Source organism: Vibrio sonorensis (genome assembly GCF_001854765.1).
Classification (GTDB): domain Bacteria; phylum Pseudomonadota; class Gammaproteobacteria; order Enterobacterales; family Vibrionaceae; genus Vibrio; species Vibrio sonorensis.
In genome coordinates, this window is record NZ_LJJE01000063.1 from 21,527 (window position 1) to 36,016 (window position 14,490).

Below are 14,490 nucleotides of genomic sequence, written 5' to 3' on the forward strand. Positions count from 1 at the left end.
CACAAGGGATAAACTTATGTTCTTTGCTGAAATCTTTGACAATCTTACTTTTGGTTTGTCGGTTGCTTTTACGCCCACAAACGTTCTGTTTTTACTTGTTGGTGCTCTGGTGGGAATGGTCGTAGGACTGTTTCCCGGCTTTGGGCCCGCAGCGGGTATTGCGATTTTGATACCCATGACATTTGGACTAAATCCAACTACAGCGATCATTATGCTGTCTGGGATTTATTACGGTTCTATGTATGGTGGAACCATAACCTCCATTCTTATTAATACCCCCGGAGAGTCGGCTACCGTGGCTTCGACACTGGACGGCTATCCCATGGCACAAAATGGACGAGCGGGTCCGGCTTTGGTCATGCAGGCAATCGCTTCCTTTTTTGGCGGCACGTTAGGCGTTGTACTTATCTGTGGCTTTGCGCCAATACTGGCCAATTTTGCATCGTCTTTTGGCCCTTCCGAGTACTTTCTTATCATTATGTTGGGGTTGCTATTACTGACCACAATGATGGGTGATAACCGACTCAACGGTGTGATATCTGCACTGTTTGGATTCGCCATCGCCATGGTTGGCGTTGATTCTGTTAGTGGCGCTCAACGTTATACATTTGGTTCACCAGAGTTGATTGGCGGTATCTATTTCGTACCAGTCGCTATCGGTCTATTTGGTATAGGAGAGCTACTCTATTGCATCTACACGGGGCAACATAAAAAGATTAATGACCGCCTTCAGTTCAGTTTTCGCTCCAAGGATTTTTGGCCGACAAAACGCGACTATATCAGCTCGAAATTTACTTTTGTAAGAGGGTCAGTTATTGGGTTTATTGCAGGTGTATTGCCCGGTTCGGGGGCAACGATAGGCTCCATCTTGGCCTATTCGGTTGAGAAAAAAGTGGCCAAAGATCCTGAAGCTTTTGGCAAAGGTGAAATACGAGGTTTGGTCGCACCAGAAACGGCGAACAATGCGGCGTCTGCTGGTGCAATGGTGCCACTTATTTCACTGGGCATACCCGGTTCAGGTGCAACCGCTGTTTTACTAGGCGCATTGATGATGTGGGGGCTACAGCCTGGCCCAATGTTGATAGATTCAAACCCAGATTTAGTTTGGGGACTAGTTGCCAGTATGTATATGGGCAACATGATATTGGTGGCGCTTAGCATTGTTGCTATACCACTATTTGTTAAGTTCTTGGACATCCCTTATCGGCTGGTTGTTCCTGTCATTGTGATCTTATGTGTGATTGGTGCCTATGCGCTTAATAACAGCATTATTGAAACTTCTATGTTGCTAATCATGGGGTTAGTTGGGTTCGGGATGAAGCTTTATGGGTACTCTCCTGCCGCAACAGTGTTGGCATTAGTACTAGGTGGAATGGCAGAAAGCACCTTTTTGCAATCTTTAATTATTAGCCAAGGAAGTCTCGCTATCTTCGTTCAGCGTCCTATCTCTCTAGTGCTGACATTAATTATGTTTTCAACCATCGGCTTTTCACTACTGGTTCGTTACATCAAAAAGAAACACGACGAGAAAGCAACGCAAAGTGACCCTAGCGAAGTGGGCTAACTTTTCAAGCAAATTCAAAGGAGCAAACTATGAAGATAGGAGTGATTGCCGATGACTTCACTGGGGCAACAGACGCCGCGAGTTTTATTGTTAGGGGTGGGTTGAGTGCCATTCAGTTATCAGGTGTTCCCACCGCGGCTTTTGAACATGAGGCCGATGCGCTTGTGGTGAGCTTAAAAAGTCGCTCATGCCCCGTAGAGGAAGCCGTCAGGGAATCGGTAAATGCATGTCACTGGTTACTAGCACAGGGGTGCGAGCTGATTTATTTCAAATATTGCTCGACTTTTGATAGCACTTCGAAAGGCAATATTGGGCCTGTAACAAAAGCGTTAATGGATGTGTTGTGTGTAGATAGGGTGCTCTATTGTCCCTCTTTACCCGTTAACGGTCGAACGGTCTACCAAGGACACTTGTTTGTTTTTGAACAGTTGCTTTCTGAGTCTGGAATGAAAAACCATCCTATAACTCCAATGACAGATTCAAACCTTGTTAGGTTGGTCGAACAGCAAACGAAGGGAAAAGCTGGGTTGATTGATTTGCACGTAGTGTCCAATGGTCAGCTCTTTGTAGAAACTCATATTCAAAACCTGTCAGACAATGGAACGCAGCACATAGTATGTGATGCGATTAGCGATAGGGATTTAGAGGTGATTGCAAGGGTTGGTCGATCCCATCGTTTAGTGACTGGTGGTTCAGGCTTAGTAGGGGCGATCGCACATATTTGTGCACAAGAAGCCAACTCTACTATGACCAATGGCGGATCTAATAGTTTGGCAAATACATATAACAAGGGGATTGTGCTCTCCGGTTCTTGCTCGGAAATGACCAACAAACAAGTAACCGACTATGTCGATAAAACCGAAAGTCTCAAGTTAGACATTGATCGTACTGTAAGCGACGAGAGTTACATAGATAACGTTTTAACTTGGGTTCTTAACCATAGTGATAAACGTTATTTCCCTATGGTCTATGCAACGGTCGAGCCGAGAGAGTTGGCCCAAATACAATCGACCTATGGCGAACAAGCTTCTGTCATGGTGGAAGCTTTGTTTGAAAAGTTGGTGAAAAATCTGAAAGTAAAAGGATACAACACCTTTATCAGTGCCGGAGGAGAGACCTCTGGAACGGTGACACAAGCGCTAAAGGTTAACGCTTTTCACGTCGGACAAGAAATTGCACCGGGCGTGCCATGGATGCAGAGTTTAGATGGCGATCTAAAGCTTGCGCTGAAATCTGGAAACTTTGGTGACAAAGGGTTCTTTAGCAAAGCACAGGAGCTTTTAAATGAATGAGCAAAAACAGCGTGAACAACTTGTGAGCCTCGCAAAATCCATGTTTGACCGAGGCTACGCGACTGGCGGTGCGGGTAACATTTCGGTGAAAGTTGATGATGAACTTTTACTAACGACGCCGACCGGTTCTTCATTAGGTCGGCTAGCGGCGGAGAACTTGTCCTTAGTGAACATGGATGGCGAACATTTGAGCGGTGAGAAACCGTCGAAAGAAGTGACGTTCCACATTGAGATATACAGACATAGGCCGCAAGCGAAGGCTATTGTTCACCTGCACTCCACCTATCTAACCGCGCTGTCCTGTCTAGACAACTTAGACCGCAGAAACGTAATTAAACCCTTCACTCCCTATTACGTGATGAGAATAGGCAAGCTACCGCTGGTCGACTATCTCAATCCCGGCGATAAAAGAATAGGCGCTGAGCTAGCAAAACTCGCCCCCGATTATCGGGCTTATCTGCTTGCTAACCATGGGCCTGTAGTGACAGGGAAAGACTTATTAGATGCGGTAGATAATGCGGAAGAGTTAGAAGAAACCGCCAAACTGTACTTTTTACTTCGGGGTGGGGGCGTATCGTATTTGACAGAAGAGAACATAGAAATTCTGACAAAAAAAAGCGTCTAGTAGACTAAAAGCAGCAACGTCGACTTGTCTGCTTAAAAACTTGGGTGAGAGTCGTCTCACCCAACTAACCTTTTTCTCTTTGGTATCATAGAAAATGAACCTGTCGGAATACAATCGACCTTAAGCTGTCTTTGGCAAGTAGACCGCAACTTGGTATCTTAGGTGGTCCCACTTTGAAAAAGCAGATTTATGAGTGATATGAATTGCCACTTTGAACCTTTTCAGCCTTTGCTAACCCATGATGTTTTGGCACAAAAAGGCATTGCGTTGGAAGTGCGCCAACCTAGCGATGCACTGAAAGGTATCGTTCATTCTTATCTGCAAATAACGACCACAAAACCAACCCAATACATCATCATGCCCGATGGTATGGAAGCGTTTTATATTTCGCCGCAGGGCGTTAAAGTCAGCCGCGTACTTGATAGGGCGGTTGAACTTGATATTAAAGTGCCCGATCAATATTTTGGTATTCGCTTTTACGCTGGTGGGCTGAATCGTTTTTTTAAGACTAAGGCAGATTGCTTTTCTTCAGAGGTTTATGATGCATCTGAAGTGTTTAAAGAGGCGTTAAACCTGCATGCTCCTTTGTATCAATGCTCAGATTTTTCATTGCGAGCAGACTTTTGTGATAACTGGCTAATCAATAAGCTCACAGTTGAAAAGGGAGGTAATTTTAGATTGCTCTCGCCAATATTTATGGCCAAAGTGGTGTACCCAAGGTTAGCCATCTATCGGGGGCTCTTGGTATTAGTAGCCGACAGTTGAGCCGAATTTTCCACGACAATACTGGATTGACCACAAAGTCGTTTCTTCAAGCGATGCGTATACAATTGGTTTGTGAAAAGTTGTGGCGTTCCGATATGGCGGTGTCTGACCTTGCATTTGAACTCGGCTATTTTGATCAGGCTCATTTGCTCAATGACTTTAAAGACAGACTTAAAGTAAGCCCCAAAGAACTGGTTTCTTACTTTATGTCCGATTTTTCCAATAAATCATCCCATCGGTAAGGAAAACTGTCTCTTCAAATGACGAGGAGTGAACATGCAGTTTTCAAAACAACAAATTCTAGAAATGTCGGAAGGCGGTTTCTTTGGAAATGGTAATGCCCAATTACCAAGCGCGAATATGCTGATGATAGACAAGATCAACCACATCTCTAAAAGCGGGGGAAAGTTTGATAGAGGAACCCTTAGCGCAGAACTAAGTATTAAACCCAATCACTGGTTTTTCGATTGCCACTTCAAAGGCGATCCCGTTATGCCGGGGTGCTTGGGAATAGACGCCCTTTGGCAGTTACTCGGTGTGTTCCTTGGGTGGTCAGGGCTTTCTGGCAAAGGGCGAGCGATTGGTGTCGGGAAAGTAAAGTTCTCTGGTCAGATATATCCTGATGCGGGAAAAATTCACTATCAGTTAAACATAAAACGCGTGATTGCAAAGCCAATGCCTCTGGGAATTGCCGACGGGTTGGTGCTGCTTGATGGTGAAATCATCTACGAAGCGAGCGACTTGAAAGTGGCACTAATTCGCTGATAAGCCGTACACGATAATCGATTGTGTAAATCCATCCCTTTTGTAGGAGATACTTGTATCTGATTGGCGTCCCAGTAAACTGATGATGCGGTTTATTATGAGTGCGAATAAATGTGTATTAGGTCGATCTCTATTTTACTAATGGCGATAACGTTAGCAGCCTGTACCACTGGTAAGCTGTATTACACAACCGAAGCTGGAGATCGAAAGATTGGCTGTAAAACAGAGTTTGTTGGGCTACCAAAAGTGGACAAGTATGCCGTGGAGTATGTGCTGTCTTTATGCGCGCATAAAGCGACGAAAAACGGCCATTATCTCGATGTTAAACAAGAGTATTTACTAGACATCGATACGTCGATACCTACGCCTGCCTGCAACACCACTTGGGATCATAAATCAGCAGAGAAGGCATACCAAGACGGCAAACTTTCCGACAAAGAGTATGGGTATATAGTGGCACATATCGATTTAGGCTTAGCCAAATTAGCCGACTGTAGTAACAACAGATAATCGCAAGGCGCTGAGCCTAACAGCCACCCTTAGTTTTCCATTTGATATCACAGGTAGAGTATGAAACACGTTATGTTAGATATTGATGGCACTTTGATTCAATCGCAGGCGTTTGATGAAAAGTGTTTAGTAGATGCCATCTATTCGGTGACAGATTTGCAAATTGATAGCAACTGGGGGGCGTATCCTTATGTTACTGACAGGGGAATTTTGAAAACTTTCATCAATGAACGCGGTTTACCATATACCTTGCAAGAGTTAGAACAAGCCGTTAAACCGGTGTTTGTTAGTAATATTAAAGAAGCGATAGAAAACAATCCCGTTAAGGAAATTGAAGGGGCCGCCGCTTTTGTTAACCACTTACTTGATAGCCCAGAATACATAGTGTCGGTTGCGACTGGTGGCTGGGGTGAATCTGCACTTTTAAAGTTGCAATCAGCAGGTTTTGATACGGAAAGACTGGTATTGGCATCGTCCAACGACCACTACTCGCGAACGGAAATAATGTCTGTTGCACAATCAAAAGCAGACGCTTCATTGCGTTTACCCATCACTTACTTTGGTGATGCTGCTTGGGATGTAAAAGCGTGTGACGAGTTGAATGTTAACTTAGTTATTGTCGGGAGTAAGGTTTCTCACCATCAGCAAATATCTAGCTTTAGCCCCTTGCAAAGAGCTTTGAGTTTTATTAAATAAATCAGATGCTTGATGTGATTTTCTCTTTTGCCTCTCTGGTCAAAGTATTTTTCCTTAACTGCTCATATTATTAGTTTTTATTAACTAAAATAATAACTTGGCGTTAGTTTTCCGCGTGCTATCTGCGGATTAAACGAGAATCGCATTAGACGAGTCAGATGGAAGATAATTCAAGTTCTCCACTAATACTATTGGGCAAGGTTCTGCTCTATGCCTTGGTATCATTTTTAGCGATGCTGGCATTGGTTTACTTTTACAGTGAAGGTAGCGAACTTGCTCGTGAACTGGGTCGTCGCCAACGCGGTGGAGTAGGGTGGGGCATTACGGTCTTTTATACTTCATTCTGCATGTTACCGGCGTCATTTGTGACTCAATGGTTATACGCCAAGTATCCTAGTCGCTTATTGCGCTCGACGGCCATTGGGGTAGGGCTGTTCTTTGTTTTGAGTACCGCACTGATGGGAAATCAGTTTTCTGGTGGTGGTTGGTCGTATCCCTATCGATATCTCTACTTTGAGTTTTGTGGCGTGGTGGTTCTAACGCTGTTGATGTTTGCTCATCTGCTTTGCAGAAGAGTTAAAAGCAAATAGTCGGCAAGATTAAGTTAGTTCTATAGACGTGTTACCCGCGGCATTATTTTGCGTTGCTTTTTAATCTACGTCATGCCCTTTTCTATCTAACTGTCTAATGTTTCAATTATCGAGTGCCTTTGTGCAATAAGGAGTGAATGATGAATATTCAACCGGCAAAAAAGCGTAAAGGGGTTTACAAGTTTGTTACTCACCAAGATCTGACCTATGAAACGCAATTACTGAACTACGAGTTTGAAAATGACTGGCTTAAAATTTCGGGCGATGGGGTCATTGTTGTTAAAGGTTCATATAGCCATGGCTATGCTTGGGATGGTTGCAGCCCTAAATGGAACTTCTTTGATCTTTGGTTACTCGGAACGCCCGATGGTCGCAATCTTGTAAACACTCAAAAACCGATAACTTACTATGCCTCTCTTATTCATGACATTCTGCTTCAATATCAATCAGACATAGGTATTACACGAAAAGAGGCAGATCGAATTTTTCTCCATTTTTTGGGCGATTTTTCATCTAGGTATTTGTACTATTTCGCCGTGAGAGCTTTTGGTATTGCCAAAGAACTCACTGCTAAGTGGCTAGGGAAAACCGATAAAACATGAACAAAGCTTAACTTTACTCCAATAAACTTTCGCTATAGCTTTTAATCAATTAAATCAAAGCCTATCAGGCCTAAAATACAGCATGCTTTTAGTGAAAAACTGTTAAGGCTTAGTGCTTAGAAATTTATTTTTTAGCCCGATTTATATAAGAGGTTAATTCATATCTAATTGATTTTAAACAGTAAATGTTGTTTGATTGCCTGTATTATTAAACTGGGTTAAACGTGGTTAATACGCGGCTAAGCAGCGGGTATATAGCGATAACAAAAGAGGTTTACTGTGATTTTAGCAATTGATGTCGACTATCGTGAGGACAGCGCGTTAGCCGCAGGCGTCCTTTTCCGAAATTGGACAGATGAAAAGCCTGAGAGTGTTGTTTATTCGACGATCAACAAGGTAGCGGACTATCAACCCGGTCAGTTTTATAAACGCGAAATGCCCTGCATTTTGCAATTGATCAATGACCACAACTTAAGCCCAACGGTTATTGTCATTGATGGATTTGTCTCCTTGGGCCACGACGCTAAGCCCGGCCTAGGTATGCATCTTTATCAAGCGTTAGATAAGAAAATCCCTATTGTTGGCGTGGCAAAAAAAGCGTTTAAAGACTCGAAAGCAGAATCCGAAGTGTACAGAGGAAAGAGCGAAAAGCCCTTGTATGTAACTGCTATTGGGATCGAAGAGTCTCAAGCAATCGAGTTAGTGGCCTCAATGCATGGCAAGCATCGCTTCCCTACACTATTAAAGCAAGTCGATAGAGAATGTAGGCAAGGTCCAAAAAAATCGTGAACTAAATAGAGTTGTTTGGTTAGTAACTGGGTTAGATAGGGTCAGATGTAAGTGCCGCAGCACCATAAAGCGAAGCGAGTATAGGAAGCGTCAGTCAACTGGGAACCGATGAATGCATCGCCCCAGAATGAGTAACGTTAAGCCGTAGTGCAACTTAGCGTGACATTATAAATTTAGTTTAGGAGCTGTGATTGTGTTGTTAACTCGTCGAAGTGTGTTAAAGCTAGGGGCGGCAGCAAGCTGTGTTGGTTTAGGTGTGAACTATGGCTACAACTCGCTAAAAGCCCCTTTAGTGGCACTCGATGAGGCGCTAAACAGTGCCATAACCGATCTTCCTGCTGCGAGTATTAGCGCTGCGATATTTAAGAACAGGCAGGTATTGTGGAGTAAAGATTACGGCTTCCAAGATATTGCGAGCCGGACCCCAATGACTAGCCAAAGCGCGTGGCAATCTATCGGCTCAATCTCAAAATTGGTTGTTTGGACTGCGATAATGCAGTTGGTGGAGCAAGGTAAGGTAGAGCTGGATGAAGATATCAGCCGTTACCTTGGATTTGGCATGCGCTCACCTTATTTCCCTGACAGTAAAATAACGACTCGACATTTGATCACCCATACTTCGTCGCTTTCTTCGCGAAAACTGATGTCAGCACCTTATCCGATGGCAGACTCCTTCTGTTTAGATACTGGCCAGTCATTGGAAGCTTGGGTACAGCAACACCTTTCTCCAAAAAGTGAAAACTACCAGCCCCAAAAAGCCTTTAACGACTATCAAGCGGGAGACGCTGAAAACGTTAGTCCTGATCCTCTTGGCGTTATCTCTGGTTATTCCAATCTCAATGCAGTTGTTGCTGCTTATATAGTGGAAAGGATGACAGGTAAAAGCTTCGAGGAGTATTGTCACGACGCCATTTTCGAACCATGTGGAATGAATCAAACGTCGTGGAGTAAAGAGAAACCATTAAACTGGATGACTCACTACGAGCCGGAGTACAGCCCAAGAGCGCCAATCATGCAGGTCTATACAAAGGCAATGCTTGACCAAGGTTATGCTTCTAAACAGACGGTATCTGCGCCGAGTGGACGAGCGTTTATCGACTTTTTTCGCTGTGACTACTATTCGCCAGTTTATCCGATGGGACTTCTAGGAACATCACTCACATCGATTCTGCCCTTCTTCCTTGCCCATCTGGACGGTGGAAAAGTAAACGGCTATCAACTCCTTCAACCTCAAACCGTGCGCTCGATATTTACCCAGAGTAGAAAAGACAGTCACACTGGAAATGAACTAGGACTCGGTTGGTTTAAAAACTACGATGCCAAAGGCAATACCATCTGGGGGCACGATGGCGGTGGACCCGGCATCGTTTCTACGGCTTATATTTCCCCCGTACACGGATGTGGCATCGTCTTATTTATCAACAATTTTCACCTAGACTACCGATTGCGCTCAAAGCTGATTGAAAGAATGTATGAGATAGCTTTTTCTGGAGATTGAGCGCATTAAGGGTATGTTTTTAAGAAACAAATACCCAGAAACCGATGCTTGATATGCGATAGATTTGATTGGTATTCTACTTGGTGCAGTGCAAGTTATGACTTTCAAAGATATTGAAAGCGTTTAAGTAGGGAAATATGAAAGAGTTTAAGTTAACAACACCAAATGCCATCGTTAGATATCATGACTTACCCGGTGAGGAAGTCCCCATCATATTTGTTCATGGATTGGGTTGTGCCTCTTCTTTTGACTACCCTCAAGTCGCCGCCATGCCAGAACTGATTTGTCACCGACGAATCATTGTCGATTTGTTAGGCTCAGGTTTTAGTGACAAACCAAAGCAGTTTAGTTACCAGTTAAGCGCTCATGCGGAATACCTTGCGGCCCTAATAGACCATCTTGGTTTATCTCAAGTCGTTGTTTTTGGGCATAGTATGGGAGGCGCAGTCGCTATAGAGCTGGCTTCTCGACTCGGCGATAAATTGCATTCCATCATTCTTACAGAAGCTAATTTAGATTCAGGCGGTGGCTTTTTTAGCAAACAGATTGTCAGCTTTAGCGAGCAAGAGTTTGTCGAGTCGGGCTATGACAAAGTGATAGAAGAGAGCAAAGCGAGTGGAAACACTGAATGGGCTGCAGGCTAGAGAGCAGCTCACCACAAGGCATCTATCGAAACGCGAAATCATTAATCGAGGGCCGAACGCCGAGCTGGCGAGAGGTCTATTACGGATTCACCGCGCCGAAAACGTATGTTTTTGGGGAGTTCACCCTGCCAGACCCTGATTATGACGAGCTTGCTAAGCACGGAGTTAAGGTTGAAACGATTTCGAATGCTGGACACTCCATGGCTTGGGAAAACCCGCAACAACTCGCGTCAGTGATTAAGCGCTCTATAGAGAGTTAATGGCTGGGAAGTACATCGGTATTGTTTGTCTTTAAGGTGAAATGTCGAACTATGATGTTGAAATACGTGTTTGCCTCATTACTCACATTGACCTTGTGTGGTTGCTTTTCGTTTGGGATCGATACTTCAGATTTGGCTGCAGTGAACGAACAGTACGCCAAAAAACAATCGCCATTGAGATTAGTCATAGACGACAAAAATACCGACAACGCCAGTATACGCATTGTTGAAAGCTGGGCGGGCACGCCCAGTAAAACGGCAATGGATAGGCTACATCAATCATTGATATTTAAAAAAATCTACGACAAGTGCGGTTACGATGAGAGTGCTTGGCTAGAAACGAGAGTGATACAACACGACGAGTTTCATTGGGAAGAGGTGTGGGTTTTTAAAGACCAGGCTTCCTTCAGAGATGATAAACGATCGGGTTTTGTTGTCGTCGCCAGTTTCAACGAATACACAAACCATATGCAAAGCATGATCAATGGCGATTGCCATACAGCCAAAGGTCCGGTTTATGTCTTTGATACTTAGAGAGTACAAACACCGTTATTGGGGTACCTAATGCTAGAACTGCAAACATTTTTATCGGTCAAAGAAAGAGATGTGGACTTACTGCTTCTAGAAGAGGCCCATGTTTCCCCGAACTTTACCAACTGGTTAGTCACTAGAATAACGGGCCTACCTTCAAAAGTTAGCCTTGTTGGTGCTTGGCACTCAGTGACAGACAGTCATCTGGGGGAGTCTGATTTGGTCATTGTTTACACAGCAGAAGATGAGTCGCATCAAGCTATCTTGCTCGAAAATAAAATTGATGCCCAGCCTCAGTTTGAGCAAAGCTTACGCTATCAACAGCGGGGGCAAAAGGGCATTGAAAACGGAAGCTGGGTCGATTTCAAGTCTTGTTTAGTCGCACCGAAAAAATACCTCGATAGTGACAGCGAAGTATACGATGCAAAGATTTCCTATGAAGAGTTGATGGCTTTTTTTGTTGCCGCGGATGACGCGAGAAGCCGCTACAAAGCTCAGTTTATTAAGGGTGCAATAGACAAACAAAAAAGAGGTTATCAATCGACTATTAGCGACGAAATGACATCGTTTGCACAAGCATATCTCAGTTACGTTTCGCTTAACTACCCCGAGTTAAACCCCGAAGCCTCCAAACCGAGAGCAGCTGGAAACAGTTGGATTCGTTTTTACCCAAATAAGACCGACAAACAGACTCAAATCATCCATCAAATCTTCGGAAATGTCGTCAAAGTGATGATGCTAGGACAAGCGGATCGCTATGACGAAGTTTGCGACAAGCTTTCTTCTCTAGACATTCCTGATTTAACAGTGCAAGTGTCTGGGAAGTCCCTCACTATTGAGAAATCTGTACCTGAAATCGACCCTTTAACTCAAATGTTTGACGAGGTTGTGGAGCAAATCAACCAATCGATTAATGTTGCCTGCTATCTTAAAGAAAAACTGGAAGCTGTGAGTCTTTAGAAGTCGCCTGATGAGTTGTAGCGCGGTGGCTAAAACTATATTCCATCAGAAATGAAGGTGAAAAATGGATTTTCAGCAATATAACAAGACGCATCGCTCAGGGTGTATCGCTGCATTTGATAGCAACCTTGGCAAATATTTTGACCAAAGCGAACGGCAAGAATTTATCGACTTTTTGGATAGCCTAAAAGACGCGAATGAATATTATGTGTGCACCAATGGGGGTACCGTTATTGCGTGTGGTGGCATCGAAGTCAACGCCCACGTTGGTTCATTGGCTTGGGGAATGGTACACCGAGATTTTCACGGGCAAGGATATGGAAAACGGCTGGCTGAACTTAGGCTGTCTTACTTAAAGTACAACGATGCGGTCAATATTATCAAAATCCAAACCTCGCAGCATGCAGAAGGCTTTTACAAGAAGCGCGGGTTTATGACCAGCAGAGTCGTGTTTAATGGCCTTGGGGAAGGTATAGATTGCGTCGATATGCAGTTGAGTTTTAATACAGAATCACAACAGGTGTTTCTATCCCTAGTCGAGGCGTAGGGTTAGCGATTAACTGGCTAAAAACTAAGTGAATGAGTCCGAACACAATCTGTCAGATTCTAAACCTTAAAGTGCCAAATGCAGGCAGATTGATTAAATTGGTGCTGCTCTAAAGACTGTTAGCACTGTTTTTATTCAATTAAGTGTGATTCGCAACGCTTGGCATTATTGGCTTGAATTCGCTCTAGTGATTACGGCGCAATAGCTTAGATCCGGTGGTAGCGTTGCTCACCCCTCAACAGGGTATTATACCTCAGTCAGTCAGTCAGTCATCTAACCTTTTTATAGCTTTAAGGTATACATCGTTACGTTCGCGTTTTCCAACAGCTAAGACGGTGACAATGATGACATCGTCTTCAACTTTGTAGACGAGACGGTAGCCAAATTGGCGGAGTTTAATTTTACACATGTTGTCAGCTCCCGAAAGTTTTGAAGCCGGAACATGTGGGTTTTGTAAGCGCTCGATGAGCTTTTTCTTGAATTGTTGTTGTAGAGTAGAGCCAAGTTTTTTCCACTCTTTGAGTGCGCTCTTTTTGAAGTCGAGTCTGTCCATCATCATTTCGTACGCCTCGGCAGGTACGCAATAAAATGCTGGCTCGTTTCGGTTTAGTACAGCAACAGGTTCGCCGTGAGCACTAGTTGCCACTTTCATAGGGTTCGCTTTCAACTCAGTAATGCTTGCAGCGACATCGGCTAAAATTCTAGTAGTCATACATTCGGTCTCTAAAGTGGTCTTTATTTTGGTCATTTTATCTTCAACCACGTGGTACAACAAGTTGCTCAAGAGTGATTCGTAACGCGTGGCATTTTTAATATGCGTTGAGAAGACAAAGATTAGACGACTGCGAACCGAGCATGGGTTACTACAAATTAGTTGTATTGGGCAACTCTTCACTCTTATTAATTTTTTCTAACAAGAAGTCGATCAATACCCTCACGCGCTTTGCTTTCTGGCTGTTCTGAGAAAAGTAAATGTAAAGACCCGATATTTCGTTCCAGTAGGGACGGAGTATCGGCATTAAGCTTCCACTTTCTAAGTGGTCGTTAACTAGATTAGAAATAATTCGTCCTATACCTAATCCCGCTAGCGCGGCATCGACGCAGAGGTCAGTGTCGTTGACAATTACGGCCGATCGCATTTCTACTCTGATTGAGTTTCCATCTTTGTTCAATATCAGCGGGGCGAGCTGATTAGAGGCTCCGAAACGGTACTGAATCAGTTTGTGGTTCTCTAATTGCTCGGGCGTTTTTGGTTCTCCAAACTCTTTTATGTATTCAGGGGACGCGAACAATGCGTCAGGCGCTGGCGGGGTTAAGGGTTTTGCCACCATACCTTCTTCAATTAGATCGCCAAAACGTATACCAATATCGATACCTTCTTTTATAAGGTCGATGGTTGAATCTGATACAGAGATTTCTAGCTCAATGTCAGGGTAACGCAAGCAAAACTCTGGGAAGATGGGTTTTATCAATGTCTGGTAAACGAACCTTGGCACCGTGATACTTACCCTACCGATGGGGCGCGAGAAAGCGTCTGCACTCCTTCAAGCGCTTGGTCTAGGGTGGATATGGCATCGGCTGTATTTTCAAGTAAATACTGACCCGCTTCGGTCAGTTTCATTTGCCGTGTTGAGCGGCGGAAAAGGGGGATGCCAAGTTTAGACTCCAACAATTTTAAAGACTGGCTCACCGAGGGAGGCGCGATTTCCAGTTTTCTAGCAGCGCCCCTAATGGACCCTTCTTGAGCGATGGTGTGAAAGATGACAATTTGATTGTAGCTAGCGCTTTTCATTTCATACGCCCTCCATTGTTAGGTTAATGCTAACAATCAAATAGCCTTTGTTCATCTATT

20 protein-coding genes are annotated in these 14,490 nt (G+C 44.0%); 17 read left to right on the forward strand and 3 right to left on the reverse strand.

All coding sequences use genetic code 11. The features are described 5' to 3' along the window. Positions 1-16 precede the first annotated feature (16 nt). The 17 genes from BLO31_RS10310 to BLO31_RS10385 all read left to right on the forward strand — a co-directional run bounded on the left by BLO31_RS10310 (position 17) and on the right by BLO31_RS10385 (position 12,638). On the forward strand, positions 17-1,564 hold the full coding sequence (locus BLO31_RS10310) for a tripartite tricarboxylate transporter permease (RefSeq protein ID WP_070965622.1): 1,548 nt from the start codon (positions 17-19) through the stop codon (positions 1,562-1,564). Positions 1,565-1,593: 29 nt separating this feature from the next. Continuing rightward, positions 1,594-2,856, forward strand: a complete 1,263-nt coding sequence (gene otnK / locus BLO31_RS10315) for a 3-oxo-tetronate kinase (RefSeq protein WP_070965625.1) — start codon at positions 1,594-1,596, stop codon at positions 2,854-2,856. After that, on the forward strand, positions 2,849-3,481 hold the full coding sequence (gene otnC / locus BLO31_RS10320; RefSeq protein WP_070965628.1) for a 3-oxo-tetronate 4-phosphate decarboxylase: 633 nt from the start codon (positions 2,849-2,851) through the stop codon (positions 3,479-3,481). The genes otnK and otnC overlap by 8 nt, the downstream gene beginning before the upstream one ends. A 189-nt stretch (positions 3,482-3,670) precedes the next feature. Then, on the forward strand, positions 3,671-4,246 hold the full coding sequence (locus BLO31_RS10325) for a DUF6597 domain-containing transcriptional factor (RefSeq protein ID WP_070965632.1): 576 nt from the start codon (positions 3,671-3,673) through the stop codon (positions 4,244-4,246). Next, positions 4,243-4,488, forward strand: coding sequence for a helix-turn-helix domain-containing protein (locus BLO31_RS10330; RefSeq protein WP_070965636.1), 246 nt, complete (start codon positions 4,243-4,245; stop codon positions 4,486-4,488). Before BLO31_RS10325 ends, BLO31_RS10330 begins: the two co-directional genes overlap by 4 nt. A 34-nt stretch (positions 4,489-4,522) precedes the next feature. Beyond that, positions 4,523-5,011: a bifunctional 3-hydroxydecanoyl-ACP dehydratase/trans-2-decenoyl-ACP isomerase gene (gene fabA / locus BLO31_RS10335; protein WP_070965641.1), complete on the forward strand. Its 489-nt coding sequence runs from the start codon at positions 4,523-4,525 to the stop codon at positions 5,009-5,011. A gap of 111 nt (positions 5,012-5,122) precedes the next feature. After that, positions 5,123-5,521 (forward strand): hypothetical protein, encoded by a 399-nt coding sequence (locus BLO31_RS10340; protein WP_070965644.1) that lies wholly within the window; start codon positions 5,123-5,125, stop codon positions 5,519-5,521. 60 nt (positions 5,522-5,581) lie between these two features. Continuing rightward, positions 5,582-6,217 (forward strand): HAD family hydrolase, encoded by a 636-nt coding sequence (locus BLO31_RS10345; RefSeq protein ID WP_070965647.1) that lies wholly within the window; start codon positions 5,582-5,584, stop codon positions 6,215-6,217. Between the two features lie 158 nt (positions 6,218-6,375). Further along, positions 6,376-6,807, forward strand: a complete 432-nt coding sequence (locus tag BLO31_RS10350; protein WP_070965650.1) for a hypothetical protein — start codon at positions 6,376-6,378, stop codon at positions 6,805-6,807. A 137-nt stretch (positions 6,808-6,944) separates the two neighbouring features. After that, complete coding sequence (locus BLO31_RS10355; protein WP_175443206.1) at positions 6,945-7,409, forward strand: hypothetical protein; 465 nt, start codon at positions 6,945-6,947, stop codon at positions 7,407-7,409. A gap of 279 nt (positions 7,410-7,688) precedes the next feature. Next, positions 7,689-8,198 (forward strand): endonuclease V, encoded by a 510-nt coding sequence (locus BLO31_RS10360; RefSeq protein ID WP_070965654.1) that lies wholly within the window; start codon positions 7,689-7,691, stop codon positions 8,196-8,198. Positions 8,199-8,391: 193 nt separating this feature from the next. Next, positions 8,392-9,696 (forward strand): serine hydrolase domain-containing protein, encoded by a 1,305-nt coding sequence (locus BLO31_RS10365; RefSeq protein WP_070965658.1) that lies wholly within the window; start codon positions 8,392-8,394, stop codon positions 9,694-9,696. Positions 9,697-9,833: 137 nt separating this feature from the next. Continuing rightward, entirely contained in the window at positions 9,834-10,340 is a 507-nt protein-coding gene (locus BLO31_RS10370) for an alpha/beta fold hydrolase (protein WP_245688463.1), read from the forward strand. Next, entirely contained in the window at positions 10,325-10,600 is a 276-nt protein-coding gene (locus BLO31_RS24445) for an alpha/beta fold hydrolase (protein WP_245688464.1), read from the forward strand. Before BLO31_RS10370 ends, BLO31_RS24445 begins: the two co-directional genes overlap by 16 nt. 51 nt (positions 10,601-10,651) lie before the next feature. Beyond that, positions 10,652-11,134, forward strand: coding sequence for a hypothetical protein (locus BLO31_RS10375; RefSeq protein ID WP_070965661.1), 483 nt, complete (start codon positions 10,652-10,654; stop codon positions 11,132-11,134). Between the two features lie 30 nt (positions 11,135-11,164). After that, the gene (locus BLO31_RS10380; protein ID WP_070965664.1) at positions 11,165-12,091 is read left to right on the forward strand and encodes a PD-(D/E)XK nuclease superfamily protein; all 927 of its coding nucleotides are present in this window, start codon (positions 11,165-11,167) and stop codon (positions 12,089-12,091) included. 64 nt (positions 12,092-12,155) lie between these two features. Further along, the gene (locus BLO31_RS10385) at positions 12,156-12,638 is read left to right on the forward strand and encodes a GNAT family N-acetyltransferase (protein WP_070965667.1); all 483 of its coding nucleotides are present in this window, start codon (positions 12,156-12,158) and stop codon (positions 12,636-12,638) included. 265 nt (positions 12,639-12,903) lie between these two features. Here BLO31_RS10385 and BLO31_RS10390 read toward each other — a convergent pair whose 3' ends face one another. The 3 genes from BLO31_RS10390 to BLO31_RS24455 form a co-directional block, all read right to left on the reverse strand. After that, a complete protein-coding gene (locus BLO31_RS10390; RefSeq protein WP_084659793.1) occupies positions 12,904-13,350 on the reverse strand; it encodes a type II toxin-antitoxin system mRNA interferase toxin, RelE/StbE family in 447 nt (148 codons plus the stop codon). Between the two features lie 151 nt (positions 13,351-13,501). Then, a complete protein-coding gene (locus BLO31_RS10395) occupies positions 13,502-14,134 on the reverse strand; it encodes a LysR substrate-binding domain-containing protein (protein ID WP_245688465.1) in 633 nt (210 codons plus the stop codon). Between the two features lie 8 nt (positions 14,135-14,142). After that, on the reverse strand, positions 14,143-14,430 hold the full coding sequence (locus BLO31_RS24455) for a LysR family transcriptional regulator (RefSeq protein WP_245688466.1): 288 nt from the start codon (positions 14,428-14,430) through the stop codon (positions 14,143-14,145). Positions 14,431-14,490 lie beyond the last annotated feature (60 nt).

Bases quoted from the DNA above. Each gene is read 5' to 3' on its own strand.
- BLO31_RS10310 (WP_070965622.1), top strand. From the start codon at position 17: ATGTTCTTTGCTGAAATCTTTGACAATCTTACTTTTGGTTTGTCGGTT.
- otnK (WP_070965625.1), top strand. From the start codon at position 1,594: ATGAAGATAGGAGTGATTGCCGATGACTTCACTGGGGCAACAGACGCC.
- otnC (WP_070965628.1), top strand. From the start codon at position 2,849: ATGAATGAGCAAAAACAGCGTGAACAACTTGTGAGCCTCGCAAAATCC.
- BLO31_RS10325 (WP_070965632.1), top strand. From the start codon at position 3,671: ATGAGTGATATGAATTGCCACTTTGAACCTTTTCAGCCTTTGCTAACC.
- fabA (WP_070965641.1), top strand. From the start codon at position 4,523: ATGCAGTTTTCAAAACAACAAATTCTAGAAATGTCGGAAGGCGGTTTC.
- BLO31_RS10340 (WP_070965644.1), top strand. From the start codon at position 5,123: ATGTGTATTAGGTCGATCTCTATTTTACTAATGGCGATAACGTTAGCA.
- BLO31_RS10345 (WP_070965647.1), top strand. From the start codon at position 5,582: ATGAAACACGTTATGTTAGATATTGATGGCACTTTGATTCAATCGCAG.
- BLO31_RS10350 (WP_070965650.1), top strand. From the start codon at position 6,376: ATGGAAGATAATTCAAGTTCTCCACTAATACTATTGGGCAAGGTTCTG.
- BLO31_RS10355 (WP_175443206.1), top strand. From the start codon at position 6,945: ATGATGAATATTCAACCGGCAAAAAAGCGTAAAGGGGTTTACAAGTTT.
- BLO31_RS10370 (WP_245688463.1), top strand. From the start codon at position 9,834: ATGAAAGAGTTTAAGTTAACAACACCAAATGCCATCGTTAGATATCAT.
- BLO31_RS24445 (WP_245688464.1), top strand. From the start codon at position 10,325: ATGGGCTGCAGGCTAGAGAGCAGCTCACCACAAGGCATCTATCGAAAC.
- BLO31_RS10375 (WP_070965661.1), top strand. From the start codon at position 10,652: ATGATGTTGAAATACGTGTTTGCCTCATTACTCACATTGACCTTGTGT.
- BLO31_RS10380 (WP_070965664.1), top strand. From the start codon at position 11,165: ATGCTAGAACTGCAAACATTTTTATCGGTCAAAGAAAGAGATGTGGAC.
- BLO31_RS10385 (WP_070965667.1), top strand. From the start codon at position 12,156: ATGGATTTTCAGCAATATAACAAGACGCATCGCTCAGGGTGTATCGCT.
- BLO31_RS10390 (WP_084659793.1), bottom strand. From the start codon at position 13,350: ATGACTACTAGAATTTTAGCCGATGTCGCTGCAAGCATTACTGAGTTG.
- BLO31_RS24455 (WP_245688466.1), bottom strand. From the start codon at position 14,430: ATGAAAAGCGCTAGCTACAATCAAATTGTCATCTTTCACACCATCGCT.